We start from the raw sequence: 18,676 nt of genomic DNA, 5'->3' as shown, positions 1-18,676 counted from the left end.
TGGGGCGTGTCGGCGCCCGAGGCGTCATTGGCAAGCACGTCCCCGGACACGGTGCTGGTCGGCGGCGTGTTGGCCGCGCCGGCGCCGTCCTCGACGACCGTGTAGGGCCCGTCATTGGTGGCGGTCGGGACGTCGTCGACGATGTTGACGGAGAGCGTGCCAGTAGCGTTCTGACCGTCCTGGTCTGTGAGCGAGACGGTCATGTTCTCAAACAGGCTGTTGGTGCCGGCGCCTGTTGCGTGGGTCTCGTTGTCTAGCAGCGTGTAGGTATAGCTGACGACGCCGGTCGCGGCATTGTAGCCGGTGACGGTGAGCGTGTTGCCAAGGGCTGTGGTGAAGGAGCCCGCGCTGAAGACGCCGTTGGTGATGAAGTCATGGCCGTCGATCGTCAGAGAGGCGACGCCGTCGGGCGAGGAGATGGTGAAGCTCCCTGTGCCGGTCTCGGCCGTGCTTGCCGGATCGGATCCGGGCCCGCCCGGCGTGCCGACATTGAGCGCCGCTTCGTTGACGACGACGTCGCCGCCATTGGCCTCCGGCGTCAGGTCGCTGATCTCGGGCGTCGAGTTGCCGATCGAGATCGTCAGCGTGGTGTGCGAGGTGTCGCCGTCGCCGTCCTTGATAGTATAGGTGAAGACGTCGTTGACGCCGCCGGGCGTGTTGGCGTCGCGCACATAGGTGTAGCTGCCGTCGGCGTGGAGCGTCAGCTTGCCGTAGGCGCCCTGGATCGCCGTGTTAAGCGTGCTCGCGTCGTCCAGATCGGCATTTGTCGTGCCCTTGGCAACGCCGACCACCGTCGCGCCGTCGGCGCCCTGGGTGTCGGCAACGCCGTCCGTCGCGTTGGCATCGCCGGCATCCGTTCCGCCGACCAGCACATTGCCGGTCGCCGGGCCGAGCTGGCCGGCCGCGACGCTGTCGACGTCTGCGATCGCCGTCGGCACGTCGTCGATGATGGCGACGGCAAAGGTGGTGCTGGCCGTATCGCCGTCTGAATCCGTGACGGTGATGCTGAAATTGTCCGGAACCGTGTCGGTCTGATCGAATCCGTCCGTCTGTTTGGGATGCGTGACCGACTCGGTCACCGTATAATTGTATTCGATAGCGCCGGTGTTCGGATCGAACGAGACGATGGTCAGGTAGCCGAACTGGCCCTGGATCTGCTGGCCGGTGCCGGTGACGGTGACGCCGTTGATGACGATCGATCCGATGCCGTCCGGCGCATCGATGCTGATCGTTCCGATGCTTGACGTTTCCGCGTTGCTCGGCGCGTCGCTGCCCGGTGATTGTCCCTGTCCGCCGTTCAGGCCGGTCTCGCTGGCCGCCTCGTCCGGGCTGAGCAACGACACGGCCACGACTGAAATGCCCCTATCGACTACGGACGGGAACAGCTCGCGGTTCTCCGGCTGTCCGAACTGCAATGCCGTCGGCGGCAAAAGCGACGTCAGGCCGAAGCCGTCGCCGATACCGCCGGGAGGAACAGAGAAATTTCCGCCGGCGCTGCCTGGCGCGCCATTTCCGCCGGCCGAGATCGAGCCGTCGGCGCCGAAGGCGACATCGACATGGCTGGATTCAAGGGCCGCGATCAGGGCAACGCGCGGCACCTCGACGTCGCCGATGATGAAGGTCGGCACGTTCAGCGCGCCGTCCTTGATGACGATCTCGGATCCGTCTGGCTGCACCAGCACGAGATTGTGTCCGTCGACCTTGATGTTGTCGATCGAGACATTGGCCGGAAGCTTCACGACATTGCCGGCCTCGGCATGGTATTCATGCGGAACGTTCGAAGCCGCCGCGTTCGCCGCCGGCGCGTTTCCGGCAGGAGCGTTGGCGTCCGCCGCCGGCTTGTCTGCCCCCTGTGCATTCTGCGCGTTGTCCGCGCCCTGTGCCGGTGCGCCGCTGCCTACATCGACCGGTACAGGTTCACCGCTCTGCGCGGCCTGGCCGCTGGCGGCTTGCGCGACTTGCACGCCCGCCGAGATCGGATGTTCGCCAACAGTCGCGTGCTCGTCCGAGAAATTTGAAACGGCGTCGAATTCGATACTGGTCGTCATAGCTCAAGCCCCCTTCGGCATTTCCCGGAAAGAGACATGTGAGCGTCGAACTTTGCAACACACCTTCAATCTTTTTCATATACTTGAATATGTAGAGATTTGCATTTTTTACACTTGGTAAATCGTCATGATATATCCAGTTATGTATTGTTGGAGGCGCCGTCGGACCGGTTGGGAAATGCGGCGCAGGTTCGGTTAGCAAAAGTATAAATTTAAATAAAATTTGACACAAAGCAGAATAGATTGATTCGCGGAACTTTACCCACCTTCCTTTCCGATAATTTGAGACAAGATCGGTAACGTCCACAGTCAAAGGTGGGCGTTATGAAAATACAAAAAGCTGCTCTGGCGGCATCGGGGATCAAGGTTCTGCTGCTGGCCATCGGCCTCGCCGGTCTGCCGAACGCGTCGTCCGCCAGCGCGATTTCCGTCGGAAATCCCGCCTCTCGAACGATGCCCCCGCCTGCCAATCTCGGCGGCGTTTCGCTGGCAAGGTTGCAGCCTTGGCAGCCCGTAACCGCTTACCGGATAACCGGTGTCGACAGCGCCTACGGACCCCTCGAAGCTTACCCTGCGGTGGACTCTTCGAGCGGAGAGGGCGCCCATGGCATCGATCCGATCCAGGTTGACCCGATCCAGACCGGGGCGATCATCCCTGGCGTGTTCGGGTCGGTGGCCTTGTCCATGCGCAACTTCCCGGTCGCGGCGCGCTGGGCGCCTGTCTACAAGGCCATCCTCGACTGCACGCCGGGCAGCGCCTGCGACCGCGAGAACGCGGCTTTTGGCGGGATCATCGACATTGCCGGCAGCAAGGGTTTTCGCGACAAGCTGGCCTTCGTCAACAGCTCCATCAACCGCCTGATCGCCTACCGCAAGGACAGCGCCGTCTACGGCAAGCTCGATTACTGGGCAAAGCCTTCGGAGATCCTCGAGCATCGCGCCGGCGATTGCGAGGATTTCGCCATACTGAAGATGGCGGCGTTGTTGCGTGCCGGAATCCCGGCGCAGAGCATGTCGCTCGTCGTGCTGCAGGATCGCCGCCGGAATTTTTTCCATGCCGTGCTGTCGGTGAGCACCGGAAGCGGCGCCTTCATCCTGGATAGTCTCAGCAACAATGTGGCGATGGACAGCGATCTTCCCGACTATGTCCCGCTCTATTCCTTCAGTACCGATCGCGCCTGGATCCACGGATCGAAGTCGGGCGCGCGGATCGCCGATATAGACGGCGGTTTTGCAACGGTGGCGCCGGGAGAGGGTGCTTCGCCTGACGTGACTGTTATCCAGAGCGAAGCGAAGACCCTGGGATGGGACGATTAAGATACTGTGATGCTGCGTTCCTTCACACCCCCCTCTGTCCTGCCGGACAGATGTCCGGCAGGACAGAGGGAGGTGCTGTCCCGCCAGCGTTTCGGACTTCTGCACCGCTCCAACTGATTTCCACCGCCCTCGACGCGCCTGCGCAAACGCTATCCGGCCAGCCGACCTACCCGTTGAAGACGAATGCCATAAGAAGTTCCGGCTCGGTCACCGGCGCGCGCACGGCACTGAGCTGGCCCCGGTAACGGCGCTCGCCGGTGCCGATGACGAAGCCGGTGGTGACGGGCGTGTCGCCATTGGCATCAAGCCGGGCGAAGACGTCGGTGACGTTGAGGTCCAGCGCCAGCTTGAGGTCCTGCCGCCCGTCCTCGCCCGGTGCGTTCGGCAATTGGCGCCTCACCAATTGCTGGAAGGACGTGTTGAAGGTCAGGATCTTCTTCGACGACGACAGCGCGAAGGCGGGCGAGGGGCAGGCGACCAGGATCGCGTTGATCGTGCGGATCGAGGCGAGCTTGCGCAGCTCCATGCTTTCCTCGGCCAGCCCCCGCATGCACGCCACCCGGATCGCCGAGGTGAGATTGCCCTGGTCGGGATGGCTTTCGGCGATCTCCTCGACCAGCATGCCGATCGTGCATTTGCGGCTTTCGGCCATCTGCTTCAGCGATGCCCAGAAGGCGCGCTCCAGCCGGATGCCGCGGCGCACCCCGCCGCGCGCCACGACGCGGAACTCCGGGCCGAAATCCTCGGCCGCGAGCGACGGCAAAAGCCGGTCGCGCGGAGTGTCGGGGCGTGCGGAGCTATCGCTCACTCATCGCCTCCTGACGCGCCTTGTTGATGGGCTTCAAAAGATAGTTGAGGATCGTCTTGCGCCCGGTCTTGATATCGACCGAGCAGATCATGCCAGGGATGATCGAATAGGTCTTGCCGTTCCTTTGCAGCGTCGATTTTTCGGTCGCGACGCGCACCTGGTAATAAGGCTCGCCCGTCTTCTGATCGACCAGGCTGTCGGCGGTGATGTTCGAGACCTTGCCTTCGATGCCGCCGAAGATCGAAAAATCATAGGCCGTGACCTTGATCAGCGCGTCCTGGTCCGGCTGGATGAAGGCGACGTCGCGCGGCGAAACCCTCGCCTCGACCAGCAGCGTCTCGGAGGTCGGCACGATACCGGCCACCACCGCGCCCGGCTGGACGAAGGAACCGAGCGTGTTGACATCGAGCGTGTTGACGATGCCGTCGACAGGCGAGCGGATGTCGGTCCGCGCCACCTTGTCGGTGGCGCCGCGAATGGTCTCGTCGACCACCGAGAGATCGGCCAGCGCCTGCGTCAGGTCGCTCAGCGCCTCCTGCTGCAGTTGCAGGCCGAGCTCATTGACCTGCAGCTGTGCCTCGGTGATCGCCGACTGCGTCTTCTTGATGGTCTCGCCGGCAAGGTTGAGCTGCCCACGGAGGTCGGTCTGCTCGCGCTCGACGCGGATCTGCTCGGTCCTGGCCATCAGGCCCTTCTTGACCATGGGTTCGACCAGCGCCGTTTCCTGGTCGCTGACGGCCAGGCTCTTCGACAGGCGATCGGCATTGGCGGTCGCCTCGTCCAGCTCCTTCTCGCGCTGATCGAGGCGCGATTTGAGCACCGAGAGCTTCACTTCGAAGTTCTCGCGCCGCGCCACGAGCAGCTTCTGCTCGTTGTCGCAGATTTCCGGCGCGGTCTTCTGGATGTCGGCTGGACAGGGAAACGACCCCTCGACATTGCCGCTCTGCTCGTATTTCAGCCTGGCGATACGCGCCTGCAGTGCCCGAGACTTGGCCTGCTCTTCGCCCAGGCTCGACGTGTTGCCCGAGTTGTCGAGCCGGATGATCAGATCATTTTTCCTCACCGTCTGGCCGATCTTGACGGCGATTTCCTGGACGACGCCGGCTTCGCTCGCCTGGATGATCTGCGTCTTGGAGGCAGGAATCACCTTGCCGTCGCCGCGCGCGATCTCGTCGACCTCGGCAAAGGATGCCCAGGCGGTGAAGGCCACGAACAGTGCCCCTATGATGTAGACGGACGCCGATGCGAAAAGCGGCGGCCGGTCTTCTTTTGCAAGCATTCCCCAACGTACCCCGGTCAGGCATTCGCCTTTTGCAATGCCTGGATTACCTGTTCCTTCGCTCCGTCCGCGACCACACGCCCCTGCTCGATGACGATGAGGCGGTCGACCAGCTCCAGCATACTGTAGCGATGGGTCGACACGATCAGCGTCGTGTTGCGGTCGAATGCGACCTTGAGCTGCCTGATCAGCTGCCGTTCCGAGGCGAGGTCCATCGAGCCCGACGGCTCGTCCAGGAAGACGATTTTCGGCTTGGTCAAAAGCAGCCGCGCGATTGCCACCGCTTGCCTCTGGCCGCCCGAGAGGTTGGTGCCCCGCTCGCCGACATTCATGTCGTAGCCGCGCGGATGGCGCGAGACGAAGTCGTCGACGCCCGCGGCCTTCGCCGCATCGATGATCTCCTCGTCGGTCGCTTCCGGAGCGGCCATCAAAAGGTTTTCCTTGATGGTGCCCGAAAACAGGTCGCCCGCCTGCGCGACGATGCCGACCGCAGCGCGGACTTCCGACGGGTGGTATTGGCGCATGTCGATGCCGTCGATGAGCAGCTCTCCGGAAGTCGGCAGGAAGAGCCGGCCGATCAGCCGGCCCATTGTCGTCTTGCCGGAGCCGATGCGGCCGATGATGCCGATCCGCTCGCCTGGCCGTATTGCGATGTTGAGCCCGTTCAGAACCTCGTTTTCGGTACCCGGATAGGCGAAGCCGACATTCTTGAAGAGCATCGCGCCGCTGCGGATCGGCCGGTTGACGAAGCCGACCGTGTCTGGCCGGTCCTCCGGCTGCGACATGATCGTGTTGACGATCCTGAGCGACAGCATGGCCTGCCGGAAACGGGAAAGCGTGATGGCGATCTGGCCGAGTGGCGCGACTGCCCGGCCCGCCAGCATGACCGTGCCGATGATGGCGCCTGTCGAGACCTGGCCCTCGGAAAAGGCGTAGGCGCCGGCAACCACCAGGGCGACGGTCACCAATTGCTGGATGGCGCCGGTGATGTTGCCGGCGGCGGCCGAAAGCTCCTTGATCTTTTCCGACGTGTTGGCTGCGTTCTTCGAGTGCTCGCCCCATTTGCGCAGCAGATAGGCCTCGGCGCGCAGCGACTTGATCGTCTCCAGCGTGGAGATGGATTCGACCAGCAGCGCCTGGCGCTGCGCTGCCTCGTTCATCGAAGCGGCGACCCGCTTGCCGATGCGCCGCTGTGTCACCAGCCCGACGATGACGGCGATGGCGAAGGCCACAGCCGGTATGATCACCAGCCAGCCGCCGATGGCGTAGATGACCAGCAGGAAGACGAACACGAAAACCGTGTCGATGAAGACGCTGATGGTGTTCGAGGTGAAGAACTCGCGCACGAACTCGTACTGTGTGACGCGGTTCGCGTATTCGCCGGTCGATCCGGGCCTGGCCGACAAGGAGGAGTTGAGCACTTTCTCAAACAGCAGGTAGGAGATCCTGAGATCCGCCTTGCGCCCGGCATAGTCGATGAGCGAGGCGCGGGCCGTCTTCAGCAACAGGTCGAACACGATCGCCGCGCCGATCCCGAGCGCCAGCACCCAGAGCGTCGAGATCGCCTTGTTCGGCAGGATCCGGTCGTAGACGTTCATGGTGAAGATCGGCGAGGCGATCGCCAGGAGGTTGATGAAGACCGCCGACAGTACGACCTTCGAATAGGTGCGCCAGAACGCTCCCATCGTTCCGGTCAGCCAATGGCGCCTTTCGATCCTCGGCGCCGTGCCGATCGTCATCTCCTCGGCGGTATTGGCATAGGTAATCGAGAATGAGGCGCCGCCGCTGATATAGCTCTCGGCGAGCTCCGATTTGCCGATCGCGGTGCGGCCGTCTTCCTGCGGGGCCGTCAGATATTGCCCGGTTCCGGTCTCGGCAAGCAGCGCAACCGGCAACTGCCTGGCGCGGAAGACGATGGCCGGCAGGTCGACGCGGCCGCGCACGAAATCGCGATGGCTGAACGCCTGGACCTCGAGACCGATGCGTTCGGCAAGGTGTCTGATGTCGTCCGGCTCGATGCGCGTCTCCGAAATCGGCACCCCGGCAAACAGCACGGTCTCCGCGCTCGGCCGGCCGAGATAGGCTGCAATCGCCGAGAAGCAGGCTTTGAAAGCCTCCTTGGGCGAGACGATGTTAGGCTGTTGGTTCACGATCCGCCCCGAAGGACCTGAGATCGATGCTTACATCGGCTGCTTCTTCCTGACCGGCGCGAGGATATCGAACGGCAGATCGTTCTTCTGCTCCGACGGCGTTCGCGCATAGGTTTCGGTGTCGGCCGTTGCCGGCACACCGAATTCCGTTCGCGCGTAGGCCGCCGATTGCCTGGCCGGCTGGATGTTCAGCGTCTTCAGCAACTCGCCGGTCGCGGCCAGCAGCCGGTATTCGGCGAACAGCGACGCATAGGAAGAAGTGTCGGCCAGCGTCGCGGTGTTGAAGCGCGTGTTCTGCGCGTCGAGCACGTCGAGCAGCGAGCGCTGTCCGACCTTGAACTGCTCGCGATAGGACGCGACCAGCTTTTCGTTGGTGGCAGCCTGCAGCCGCAGCGTCTGCGCAAGTTCCGCCTGGCGGAAGCGGCGGTCCCATGAGGTGCGCACGGCTTCCTCGATCTCGCGCAGCACCTGATGCAGCGCAAGACGCTGCTCGCTGGTGCGGCGGATCTGCTCCTGCTCGTTGGCCTTGTCGATGCCGCCGCGATAGAGGTTCCAGCGCAGCACGACGCGCGCCTGCAGGTCGCTGGTGTCGCCGTCGTCGCCGTCGATGTCATATCCACCCCGGGCGACGCCCTCGGCAGTGATCGTGGGGCCGAATTTCGCCCGCGCGGCGTCGACCAGTGACGCGGCGGCGTCGATATCGCTGTTGGCCATATGGACGCGGGGATTGTTCTGCCTGGCAAGTCCGATCGCGTCGTCGAGCGACCGCGGCAGCGCGCCGGCCACATCGGCCGGCCGCGACGGATTGGTCAGCGGCTTGCCGACATTCTTGAAGAAGCGGATCTTGGCCGCCTCCAGTTCTTCCGTGGCCTCCTGCATCCGCGCCTTGGCGGCATAAAGGCGCTCCTCGGCCTGCTGCCGATCGGCATCGTTGAGCGCGCCGCCCGCGATGCCCTGCTTGATATCGCCGAGAATCGACTGATGGAAGGCGAGGTTCTTCTTTGCTTCAGCGACGATCGACGCCTGCAGCATATATTCGAGATAGTCCTGGACGACGGAAAGTCCGATGAATTCGGACCGTTCCAGCACCCTGAAGGAAGCCCCGTCCACGCGCGAGGCTTGCCGATTCAATTCGGCCCGCCTTGCCCCGCTGTCATAAAGCGTCTGCGTGACGGTGAGATCGGCCTCGTTCGGCGAGAGGGCGTCATCCTTCTCGCCGAGCGCGCGACGGGAAGAATTGTCCAGGCGGCGAACGCCGGTCGACGCTTCCAGATCGACGCTGGGAAGATAGAGGCCTTTTGCCTGGCGCAGCTCGAATTCGATGGCTTCGCGGTTTTCGATCGCCTGCCCAATCTCAGGATTGGACTCTACGGCGACTGCTATGGCTTCCTTGAGCGTGAGCGCGCTGGCGCTTCCACAAGTCAGCATCGACACCGTCATGGCAAGCGCAACGCGCCAGCCGACGGTCACTTTACCCGTCCTGGTCATTTTTACCCCGTGACTATCCCCGCGCCTTTTTGTTTTTGTCGACGCTTATTTGCCCAAGCCTGCCACCGGAGCTTGCGATGAGTATCTATCAGATTTTTCGAGGATGTGAGCGCTTAATGATTTAGAGGCGCACAAAAGCGAAGATTCGGACCATTAGTCCCGACGGTTGTAGCAAAAATGGCACAGAAACGGTGCCGGTCTGGATTGCAATGGGCTGAAACCGACGGCGATCACGATTGTCCTCAACAAATAACGGGCCCGCTTAAGGAATCGCCAGGCGCTCGTAATCAGCGCCGCCTCCCTCGGCAAAATCGGGTCCCGGGCGCGAGCTTTGCCATCGCGTCCTTCCTGAAAGTCTGCTTGCCGGTGCATCCGGCCGGTCGCGGTGCGAAAGCCCGAGCGCCGCGGACTGTTGCGGCAAATCTGCTCCGGTTCTCTAAGGCATGCACCGGAAAATGCCATCTGTGGCTGGTTTTGTTGGCAAACGGGGGTCGTTCCCTGTATTGCGGGCCGAAGCAAAGAATGGACGTTCTTGTATGACAAATGTCGCCCTGACCGGGCTTGCCCGCGATCTCGCCCGGCGCGCCGCCGAGGGCCGTCCCGTGCGCATCGGCGTCATCGGCTCCGGCGAGATGGGCACCGACCTGGTGACCCAGGGCATGCTGATGCCGGGCATTTCGGTCGCGGCCATCTCCACGCGCCGCCCGCACACGGCCCGCGACGCAATCCGCATCGCTTATGGCGACGACGCAATGGCTGCGGAAGCCGAGACCGCCTCCAAGGTCAGCCAAGCGATCGAAAGCGGCAGGATCGCAATCACCTCGAACGAGATGCTGGTCACCAGTCCGCTGATCGACGTGGTCATCGATGCCACTGGAAAACCCGGCGTCGCCGCCGATTTCGACCTGATGGCCATGGAGCATGGCAAGCATCTGGTGATGATGAATGTCGAGGCCGACGTCACCATCGGCTGCTATCTGAAGCAGCAGGCCGACCGACTGGGCGTGGTCTATTCGGTCGGCGCCGGCGACGAACCGTCGAGCTGCATGGAGCTGATCGAGTTCGCCTCGGCGCTCGGCTACACCATTGTCTCGGCCGGCAAGGGCAAGAACAACCCGCTCAACCACGATGCCGTCCCCGACGACTATCGCGAAGAAGCGCTGCGCCGGAACATGAACCCGCGCATGCTGGTCGAATTCGTCGACGGTTCCAAGACCATGGTCGAGATGTGCGCCATCGCCAACGCCACCGGCCTGGTGCCCGATGTCCCGGGCATGCATGGCCCCAAGGCCGATCGCGACCAGCTCGCCAAGGTGCTCGTCCCGCGCGAGGACGGCGGCATCCTGTCGAGGAAGGGCGTCGTCGACTACACCGTGGGCAAGGGCGTGGCGCCGGGCGTCTTCGTCATCGTCGAGGCGACGCATCCGCGCGTCGTGGAACGCATGGACGACCTCCATGTCGGCCACGGCCCCTACTATAGCTTCTTCAGGCCTTACCACTTGACTTCGCTCGAGGTGCCGCTGACCGCGGCCCGCATTATGCTCTACGGCAGGCCGGACATGGTGCCGCTGCCGAAGCCGGTGGCCGAGGTCTGCGCCGTCGCCAAGCGCGATCTTGCCGCCGGCGAGACCTTCGACGCCATCGGCGAGACCTGCTACCGCTCCTGGACCATGACGGCCGCCGAGGCGCGCGCCAGCCGCGCAGTGCCCGTCGGGCTGCTCGAAGGCGGCAGGGTGCTGAAGCCGGTCAGGAAGGGCGAGCTGCTGACGGCCGAGAACGCCGCGCCCGATAAGACGACCAGGCTTTACGCTTTGCGTCAACTGCAAGATGAGATGCTCTACGGCACCTGACCTAATGCGCGATTCCACAACGAGCGCACTCGCTTTGTCATGACAAGTCCACTATATTGTAGTGACAAGGAAGCGGAGGTTGTTCGGATGAATCTCCAGATCAGGGACCCGCGGGCAAGGGAGCTTGCCCGGCAGCTCGCCGAAAAGCGCAAAATCTCAATGACCGAGGCGGTCATCGAAGCACTAGAGTCGGAGTTGCAACGCGAGCACGAACAAATCCCGCTGGCTGAGCGCCTGGCGGCTATCGCACAAGAACTCAAATCCAAGGCAGGTGCCGGTGGTAGGGCCTTGAGCAAGGACGAGATCGACGAGATGTGGGGCCATTCCTGATGTTTGTCGACACCTCTGTGGTGGTCGCCATCTTGGCGGACGAGGAAGACGCCACCGACTGGAGCGGCAAGATAGGACAGGCGGCGAGGAGGATAACGTCACCACTAGTCGTGCTCGAAGCAGCTATGCGACTTTCTTCACTGCTTGCAGTGGAGCCACGCATTGTGGAAACGGCGATAGAGGCCTTTCTTCGCCAAGCCGAAATCGAAGTTGTTCCGATCGAAAGCGGCGATGCGAAACTCGCGATCCAGGCCTTTTCAGACTATGGCAAGGGTCGTGGTCATCCGGCCCAACTCAACCTTGCCGATTGCCTCTCATACGCCTCAGCGAAGAGTCGCGGGATGCCACTGCTTTATAAGGGTAATGATTTCTCACACACAGATCTTGCGTGACTGGACGGACTTTACTTCCCCAACTCTATCGACCTGAGCCGCGCCGCTTCCACCGCGTCGGTCAAAAGCTTCGTCAGCCGGTCTTCGCCCATCAGCACGGCAAGTGCCGCGGCGGTGGTGCCGTTGGGGCTGGTCACTTGCCGGCGCAGCACACCGGGCTCTTCGTCGCTTTCGGCGGCGAGCGAGGCGGCGCCGTAGACGGTCTGCATGGCGAGCAGCTTGGCCGTCTCGGCCGGCAGGCCGGCCTTCTCGGCGGCAACCGTCAGAGCCTCGATGAAATGGAAGATATAGGCTGGGCCGGAACCGGAAACCGCTGTCACCGCATCCATCAGGCTCTCGTCGTCGATGGTCGTCACGACGCCGCTCGCCGAGAGCAACTCGGCGACGAAGCGCCTGACGTCGTCTAAGACCAGCGGGTTGGAAAACACCACCATCATGCCCTTGCCGATCGCCGCCGGGGTGTTCGGCATGCAGCGGACAATCGGCGCGAGATCGCCGAGGATCTCCGCGAAAGTGGCGACCGGCGTTCCGGCGGCGATGCTGACGAAGGTGGTCCTGCCATCGCCGAAACGCTTGTAGCTTTCCGTCACATCGCCGATCACCTGCGGCTTCACAGCGATGACGACGAGGTCAGGGACCGCATCGGCCGGAATGGCGGAGGCGTCGGCGGCGCTGCTGCAACCGAGATGTTCGGCGCGCTTGCGCAATTCGGCATTGGGCTCGACCACGAACACCGCCGAGGGCTCGAGCTTGCCGGATTTCAGCCAGCCCGAGAGCATGGCGTAACCCATATTGCCGCAACCGGCGAGAACGAGCCTGATGGTCATGAAAACCTCCGCAAGGACGGCTCTCCTTAGCCGCTTGCGCGGCGGCGGAAAAGTCCAGTCTTAAGGAGATCGATCGGCCAGGGTAAGTAATTCCAGGCATGGGGGAATGGCATTCGGAGCGCTTCCGCATCTTATCCCGGCAGACCGAACCTCTAGCCACGTTGCGCAGCCATGAATTCAATGCCCATGACTGGACAGTTCCCAAGCGCTCCAAGAATATGGATACTAGGCCTATGCGCGCGCAGTTACGAATGGGCATTCCAAGGAGGCGGCCATGAGGAGCGATACCGAATATCTGCGTTTGGCCGTGGAGATCGCCACCGAAAGCCGGGCCAATGGCAATCATCCCTTCGGGGCGCTCCTGGTCGGGCCGGAGGGCGACGTGCTCCTTTCATCGGGCAACACCTACGCGCGGGATCGGGGTGTTGGCCACGCAGAGGCAAACGTGTCCCGCGCCGCCGCGCGGCAATACGACCCGACCTTTCTCGAGCGATGCACGCTGGTGACCTCCGTCGAGCCGTGCTGCATGTGCGCAGGGGCCTGTTATTGGGCAGGCATCGGCACCGTGGTCTACGGACTGAGCGAAAGGCGGTTGGCCGAGCTGACCGGAGACAATCCGGAGAATCTGACCCTCGATCTGAGCTGTCACCAGGTGTTCGCCGCCGGACGGCGCCATGTAGCGATCCGTGGCCCATTTCCCGAACTCGAAGAAGAGATCGCAAGCGGCCACAAGGATTTCTGGTGACGGAACCCATCGCAAAGGAACCGGTGTCGACGAAGGGTCCGTAACCTCTGCGGCGCCATCGGCTCCAGTCAACAGCCTGCTGATTTAGTAGGAGCGACGCCCGGGGATCGGCCGCAGCGAAACCTGCCTCAGGCCGAGCACGCTGAACACGAAGAACAGCCAGACGGGATCGGCGCGGCGGAAGAAGAAGCTTTCGAGAAAACCGTTCAGCGCTGCGAACAGCACCACCATCATGAAGAAGTCGCCGAGATAGATGTTCTCGTTGCGCAGCGGGATGCGCATGTAGTCCCTGAGCGGCGCGATCAGGAAGGTGTAGACCGCCACGCAGAGCGCCGGGATGCCCATCAGCACGGCGATGTCGAGATAACCATCATGGCCGTGCACGATGGTGCGGATGTCCCAGGGCCGGTCGAAGGGCTGGTCCTGGTTGAGCAGCAGCGGCGTTCCCCAGAAGCTTTCATAGCCGTAGCCGGTCCAGGGCCTCTTCGCCAGCATCTCGCCGGCGAACTCCCATAGCGTCGTGCGGCCGGTATAGGTAAGATCCGGAAAATAGACCGCCGCCAGATGCTTCACCGGCGCAATGAAAACGATGCCGAGCGTGCCGACCGCGGTCGCGACGATCGCCGACACAAACAGGATCGGCGTGCCGAGCCGCATGCCGATGAGGCTGGGCAGCACCACGATCAGGATCGAGAACGGCACCAGTCCGACGGTCGTCTTCGAGCCGGTGTGCAGCATGAAGATCATCGCCGCGGAGAAGATGCCGATGCCCCACCAGCGTTGCCCGCGCCGCCAGAGATAGAGCCCGGCGAAGCTGAAGCAGGCCATTACCGGTCCCGCGATGTTCTTGTGGGTGAAGACACCGCGCCACAGGCCCGCATGCTCGGGTTCTTGCGAGTCGGCGGTGTGAAGCGCCTCGTGCGGAAAGACGATGAGCCCGACATAAGAGAGCCCCATAACCACGACGGCGGTGAAGATGATGACCCTGGCGAAGGAGTCTGCATCGCGCGGCAGCACCAGGATCGTCGCCATGGTGATGATGCCGATCATGGTGAAGGAGGCGGCGCGCATCGCCGACGGCGGATCGGTGGCAAGGATCACCGACAGGAAGAAGAAGCCCAGCATCAGCGCCCAGGACGGGCTGACGATCGAGCGCACCACGCGCGGATCGGCGAAAGCGAGCAGCGAGAAGATCGAGATGGCGCCGAGCGAGCCGAAGCCGAGCTGGTTGACGATGTCGCCGCCATCGCCGGTGAGTTCGGCGCCGGCCGGCTGGAAGGGACGGAAGGAGATGATGATGACGGTAAAGAGCAGCGCAGCGATTACCGTCGCAACACCCTCGCGCGTGAAAGCGGCGCTGAGCGGCGCGCGCTCAGTTCTTCTCAGGCTGTCGGTACTGCTCATTGGCATATCCGAATTCGGCAAGCACCCGGCCGAGCGCGACATAGACGGGATAGAGGCTTGTTGCCAGCGACCCCGTGCGCGCCAGCCTTATGGCGCCGCGCAGCGGCGAGGCGGCAAGCAACGCCAGGCTCTTCAGCAAAACCTTGGTCCCGGAGAACGGCGTGCCGGCACGCTTCTTCTTTTCCACCAGGGTGGAGATGACACCGTTGCGCAGGCTGCGGGCGCGGATCCAGCCGGCTTCCACGCGCCGGGCCGGGACCGTTTCCCTGACCCTTGCCTCGGCGCACCAGCCGAGCGCGAAACCCCTCTGCGCCGAGCGGCTCAGGAAATCGGAATCGCCGCCGCCCATGAAGTTGAACCTGAGATCGAGGAAGGGCGGTCCCATAGCGACAAGCACATTGCGTCCGACCAGCAGATTGCCGGACGAATAGAGCGCCGGCACGCGGCCCGTTTCGCGGTATGGCGGCGCGAAGACCGGATGATCGGCCCATCTCGCATGGGAGGGATCGGCGAAGACGGGCACTTGCGGCCCGCCGACGATGTCGGCCCCAAGCGTCTCGGCGGCCTTGCACATGCGCTCCAGCCAGTCGGGCTCGGCGATCTCGTCGTCGTCGATCACCAGCAGATGCTTGAAGTTGGGGAAGTGCAGCATCGCCGTCTGCCAGCCGGCATTGTAGGCGCTGCAATTGCCGCGCTCATGCGCGATGATCACCAGGCCCGGCATCTCGCCGCGCTCGAACAGCGGCAATGCCGCCTTGGCGCCCTCGCGCGCCTCGGCCTCGTTCTCCATGACGATGACGGCGAAGCGGCGCGCGGTTTTCTGGGCCTTGAGCGAGGCCAGCGTTTCCAGGAGCAGTTGCGGCCGCTTGAATGTCGGCAGCGTGACGACAGCCTCGACGGTCTCGGCGGCAAGCCCCGGAGACCGCCCCGCGATCGACACCCCCGCGATCGATACAAAAGCGTCCGATGGCAAAGGGATCATCCGTTTCCAGCCGTGTGGGTCCGGCCCTCGATAGCAGCCCGATGATAACGCTTCGTTAATCACCTTTCACGGCGAGGTCAGCGAAACCTCGGCTTTCAGCCTTTGACGGTGCCATTTAATCAAGGCTTCACCGCGTTTTGCTACCGGCTACACCAATGGATAGGTGAGATGCATCTGCTGTTCGCCACATCGATCGTGCCCGACGGCGCCCTCGCTTCAGGCTATGAGATTGCCAACGCCGCGATCATCGAAGCGCTGCGGCGTGCCGGCGCGCGCGTGACGGTGATCGGTTTCAGCTGGCCGGGAAAGCCTGCCGTCGATCCTGAGAACACCATCGTCCTCGGCGCCATCGACGTGCGTACCGAAAGCGCCTCGCCGCTGCAGAAGCTGGCCTGGGTGGGCAAGGCGATGCGCATGGGTCTTACCTTTGCCTCCGTCAAGCTGCGCGTCGTTTCCGCTGCGGATGTCCACGCGGCGATCGAGCACGCCGGCCCGTTCGACGGCTATGTCCTCAATTCCGTGCAATTTGCCGGCGCCTTCGAAAGTGTCCTGGGCGACCGGCCGTCGATCTTCGTCGCGCACAATGTCGAGCACCGCTCGGCTGAGGAGAACGCCGCAGCGGCCGGCAGCGTCCTTCAACGCTGCCTGTTCCGCCGTGAGGCCAGGCTGCTCGAGGTCATTGAGAAGCGTCTGTGCCGCGCAGCGCGCTTCGTCTTCACGCTGGCCGAAGAGGACCGCGCGGCGCTCGGCGTTGCGTCCGACGACCGCTCGGCAGTGCTGCCGCTTGTGACGCGCGCCGAGGCGCCGGCGAACAAAGGCCCGCGCCGCGTCGACTGCGACGCGGCTCTGATCGGCACCTGGACCTGGCAGCCCAACCGCATCGGGCTCGACTGGTTCCTGACCAAGGTCGCCCCGCATCTTAAGGCGGATTTCCGCATCAGGATCGCCGGCAACATGCCGTCGGGCGTGACGTCGACGCATCCCGGCATCCAGTTCGTCGGAAGGGTTCCGGACGCCCAGGCTTTCGCGCGCGGCGGCGCGGTCGTTCCGCTGATCAGCACCGCAGGCAGCGGCGTGCAGCTGAAAACCATCGAGACTTTCGAGCTTGGCCTGCCTTCCGTCGCCACCAGCCGCTCGCTGCGTGGCATCGGCTATCGGCCGCAAAACTGTGTCGTGACCGATGATCCTGTCGCCTTCGCCTCGGCGCTCGAGGCGGCGGCGGCCGATGTCCGCGATGTCGACGGCAGCGCCTTCCATCGCCGGCAGGCGAGGGCGCTCGATGCCGCGATCAGGCTTGGGCTGGAGAAGCTCGGCGCCATCAGGCGGGAGGTCGCGGCATGAACATGCATGCCGCCCGCTCCGCCTTCGGCTTCGACACGCTGAAGACGATTCTCGGCATCTCCGTCCTTGCCATTCGCTGGGACGATGCCGTCGCACTGCTTTCCCGGCTGGTCGCCGATGGGCGCTTCACCAAGGTGAGCTTCCTCAACGCGCACAATGCCAACCTCGCCTGCAGCGATCCGGTGTTTGCCGAAGCGCTCGACGACTTCCTCGTGCTGCCGGACGGCGTCGGCGTCGACATTGCCGCAAAGCTGCTCTACGGCGCGCCTTTTCCCGACAATCTCAACGGCACCGATTTCGTGCCCGCCTTTCTGCAGGCATCGACGCGGCCGCTGACCGTGGCGTTGCTTGGCGCGACGCGGGTCAATGCCGAGGCGGCGTCCGTCAAGCTTTCGGCGCTCGCCGTGCAGCACAAATTCGTGGTCGTCCATGACGGCTATTTCTCCCCCGCCGAGGAGCCGGCGATCGTCGAGCGCATCGCCCGGCTGCGGCCGGACGTGTTGCTGGTCGCCATGGGTGTGCCGCGCCAGGAATTGTGGATCGCGCGCCATATCGATGCCCGTCACTGCATACTGCCGATCGCGGTCGGCGCGCTGCTCGATTTTCTGAGCGGCACCGTGCCGCGCGCGCCGCTGTGGATGCGGCGCGTGCGGCTCGAATGGCTGTTTCGCCTCTGGATCGAACCCGGCCGCCTGTGGCGCCGCTACGTGGTCGGCAATCCGCTCTTCCTGTGGCGTGTCCTCAAACAGAAATTGTCGCACGGACCGCGGCCGGCGGAGGCGCGCCGTTGAACAGCCGCATCGTGCCCGATGCCGCCGCCAGGATCGAGCCGCTGCCGCGCACGCCTTCGGCCGCGGTCGTGACGGCGAGCTACGCCCCGGATTTCGAGCGCTGCCGGCTGTTGTGCGAGACGATGGACCGCCATGTGACCGGCGTCGCGCGGCACTACATCCTCGTCGAGCCCCGTGACATGGCGCTGTTTCGTCAGCTTGAGGGCAGCCGCCGCACGATCGTCGACGAGCGGAACCTGCTGCCACGCTGGCTACACGTTTTTGACGATCCGCTCAGCCTGTTCCGCCGCCGTATCTGGCTGAGTTTCAGGACCCAGCCGCTGCGTGGCTGGCACGTGCAGCAGCTTCGCCGCATCGCCATTGCCGCGCATGCCAGGGAGGACGTGCTCGTCTTTTGCGATTCAGACGTCGCCTTCCTCAAGCCGTTCGACGCGAACGCCTTCTGGCGCAACGGCAAGGCGCGACTGTTCCGGCGCGACGGCGTGTTGGCCGACGACGGCCACGACGAACATCACATCTGGTCGCGCAATGCCGGCTCCACGCTCGGCATCGACCCGGCGAAGCTTCCGACCCACGATTACATCTCGACGCTGATCGCCTGGCGCCGTGAGACGGTAAATGCGATGCGCGAGCGGATCGAAGAGACGCACGGTCGCGACTGGGTCAGCGTCGTCGGCTCGGCGCGCAAATTCTCCGAATGCATGCTCTACGGCCGTTATGTCGACGACGTGCTGGAAGGGGCGGGTCATTTCAATGGCTCAGAAGAATTCTGCCGCGTCCACTGGAACGGCCAGGCGCTGTCGGATGACGAGTTCCGCCGCTTCGTCGACACCATGGCGCCCGAGCAGGTGGCGATCGGCATGCAATCCTTCATCGGCACCGATGTCGGCCGCATCCGCCGGCTGATCGGGCTCGACCGCTAAA

16 protein-coding genes are annotated in these 18,676 nt (G+C 63.7%); 8 read left to right on the top strand and 8 right to left on the bottom strand.

The features are described 5' to 3' along the window. On the bottom strand, positions 1-2,048 hold a 2,048-nt coding region (locus ABID26_RS28695), incomplete at its 3' end, for a VCBS domain-containing protein (RefSeq protein WP_354417217.1). Between the two features lie 324 nt (positions 2,049-2,372). Between ABID26_RS28695 and ABID26_RS28690 the strand changes: the two genes are divergently transcribed. Beyond that, positions 2,373-3,365, top strand: a complete 993-nt coding sequence (locus ABID26_RS28690; RefSeq protein WP_292372047.1) for a transglutaminase-like cysteine peptidase — start codon at positions 2,373-2,375, stop codon at positions 3,363-3,365. A 166-nt stretch (positions 3,366-3,531) separates the two neighbouring features. Here ABID26_RS28690 and ABID26_RS28685 read toward each other — a convergent pair whose 3' ends face one another. Genes ABID26_RS28685 through ABID26_RS28670 form a run of 4 tightly spaced genes read right to left on the bottom strand, consistent with a single transcriptional unit; the run spans position 3,532 to position 9,090 of the window. Next, positions 3,532-4,173, bottom strand: coding sequence for a ribbon-helix-helix domain-containing protein (locus tag ABID26_RS28685; RefSeq protein WP_292372045.1), 642 nt, complete (start codon positions 4,171-4,173; stop codon positions 3,532-3,534). Beyond that, complete coding sequence (locus ABID26_RS28680; RefSeq protein WP_292372043.1) at positions 4,163-5,452, bottom strand: HlyD family type I secretion periplasmic adaptor subunit; 1,290 nt, start codon at positions 5,450-5,452, stop codon at positions 4,163-4,165. The genes ABID26_RS28685 and ABID26_RS28680 overlap by 11 nt, the downstream gene beginning before the upstream one ends. Positions 5,453-5,469: 17 nt before the next feature. Next, entirely contained in the window at positions 5,470-7,602 is a 2,133-nt protein-coding gene (locus ABID26_RS28675) for a type I secretion system permease/ATPase (RefSeq protein WP_292372041.1), read from the bottom strand. 30 nt (positions 7,603-7,632) lie between these two features. Then, complete coding sequence (locus ABID26_RS28670; protein WP_292302728.1) at positions 7,633-9,090, bottom strand: TolC family outer membrane protein; 1,458 nt, start codon at positions 9,088-9,090, stop codon at positions 7,633-7,635. A 536-nt stretch (positions 9,091-9,626) separates the two neighbouring features. Between ABID26_RS28670 and ABID26_RS28665 the strand changes: the two genes are divergently transcribed. From ABID26_RS28665 to ABID26_RS28655, 3 genes are all read left to right on the top strand, one after another. Further along, entirely contained in the window at positions 9,627-10,940 is a 1,314-nt protein-coding gene (locus ABID26_RS28665) for an NAD(P)H-dependent oxidoreductase (protein ID WP_292372039.1), read from the top strand. An 87-nt stretch (positions 10,941-11,027) separates the two neighbouring features. Beyond that, complete coding sequence (locus ABID26_RS28660) at positions 11,028-11,270, top strand: type II toxin-antitoxin system VapB family antitoxin (RefSeq protein ID WP_126101995.1); 243 nt, start codon at positions 11,028-11,030, stop codon at positions 11,268-11,270. Then, entirely contained in the window at positions 11,270-11,662 is a 393-nt protein-coding gene (locus ABID26_RS28655; protein ID WP_126101994.1) for a type II toxin-antitoxin system VapC family toxin, read from the top strand. The genes ABID26_RS28660 and ABID26_RS28655 overlap by 1 nt, the downstream gene beginning before the upstream one ends. An 11-nt stretch (positions 11,663-11,673) precedes the next feature. Here the strand turns inward: ABID26_RS28655 and proC are convergent, their stop codons facing one another. Then, entirely contained in the window at positions 11,674-12,489 is an 816-nt protein-coding gene (gene proC, locus ABID26_RS28650) for a pyrroline-5-carboxylate reductase (protein ID WP_292372037.1), read from the bottom strand. Between the two features lie 274 nt (positions 12,490-12,763). On the opposite strand from proC, the gene ABID26_RS28645 reads away from it, so the two are divergent. After that, positions 12,764-13,234, top strand: coding sequence for a nucleoside deaminase (locus ABID26_RS28645; protein ID WP_292372035.1), 471 nt, complete (start codon positions 12,764-12,766; stop codon positions 13,232-13,234). Positions 13,235-13,318: 84 nt separating this feature from the next. Here the strand turns inward: ABID26_RS28645 and ABID26_RS28640 are convergent, their stop codons facing one another. Then, positions 13,319-14,638, bottom strand: a complete 1,320-nt coding sequence (locus tag ABID26_RS28640) for an O-antigen ligase family protein (RefSeq protein ID WP_292372033.1) — start codon at positions 14,636-14,638, stop codon at positions 13,319-13,321. Then, positions 14,607-15,620 carry a glycosyltransferase family 2 protein gene (locus ABID26_RS28635; protein ID WP_354417213.1) on the bottom strand — a complete coding sequence of 338 codons (1,014 nt, stop codon included), beginning with the start codon at positions 15,618-15,620 and terminating at the stop codon, positions 14,607-14,609. Before ABID26_RS28635 ends, ABID26_RS28640 begins: the two co-directional genes overlap by 32 nt. Positions 15,621-15,788: 168 nt before the next feature. Here ABID26_RS28635 and ABID26_RS28630 point away from each other — a divergent pair, with 168 nt between their 5' ends. From ABID26_RS28630 to ABID26_RS28620, 3 genes are read left to right on the top strand one after another with little or no spacing between them, the layout of a single operon-like run. Next, positions 15,789-16,961, top strand: a complete 1,173-nt coding sequence (locus ABID26_RS28630) for a glycosyltransferase (RefSeq protein ID WP_354417211.1) — start codon at positions 15,789-15,791, stop codon at positions 16,959-16,961. Beyond that, a complete protein-coding gene (locus tag ABID26_RS28625; protein ID WP_292372027.1) occupies positions 16,958-17,752 on the top strand; it encodes a WecB/TagA/CpsF family glycosyltransferase in 795 nt (264 codons plus the stop codon). Before ABID26_RS28630 ends, ABID26_RS28625 begins: the two co-directional genes overlap by 4 nt. Next, positions 17,749-18,675: a DUF6492 family protein gene (locus ABID26_RS28620; protein WP_292372025.1), complete on the top strand. Its 927-nt coding sequence runs from the start codon at positions 17,749-17,751 to the stop codon at positions 18,673-18,675. The genes ABID26_RS28625 and ABID26_RS28620 overlap by 4 nt, the downstream gene beginning before the upstream one ends. The last annotated feature ends 1 nt before the right edge of the window (position 18,676 follow it).

The organism is Mesorhizobium shonense (assembly GCF_040545255.1).
Taxonomy (GTDB): Bacteria; Pseudomonadota; Alphaproteobacteria; order Rhizobiales; family Rhizobiaceae; genus Mesorhizobium; species Mesorhizobium shonense.
Note: the sequence above shows the minus strand (reverse complement) of the source record. Positions and strands in the feature narration are given on the sequence as shown.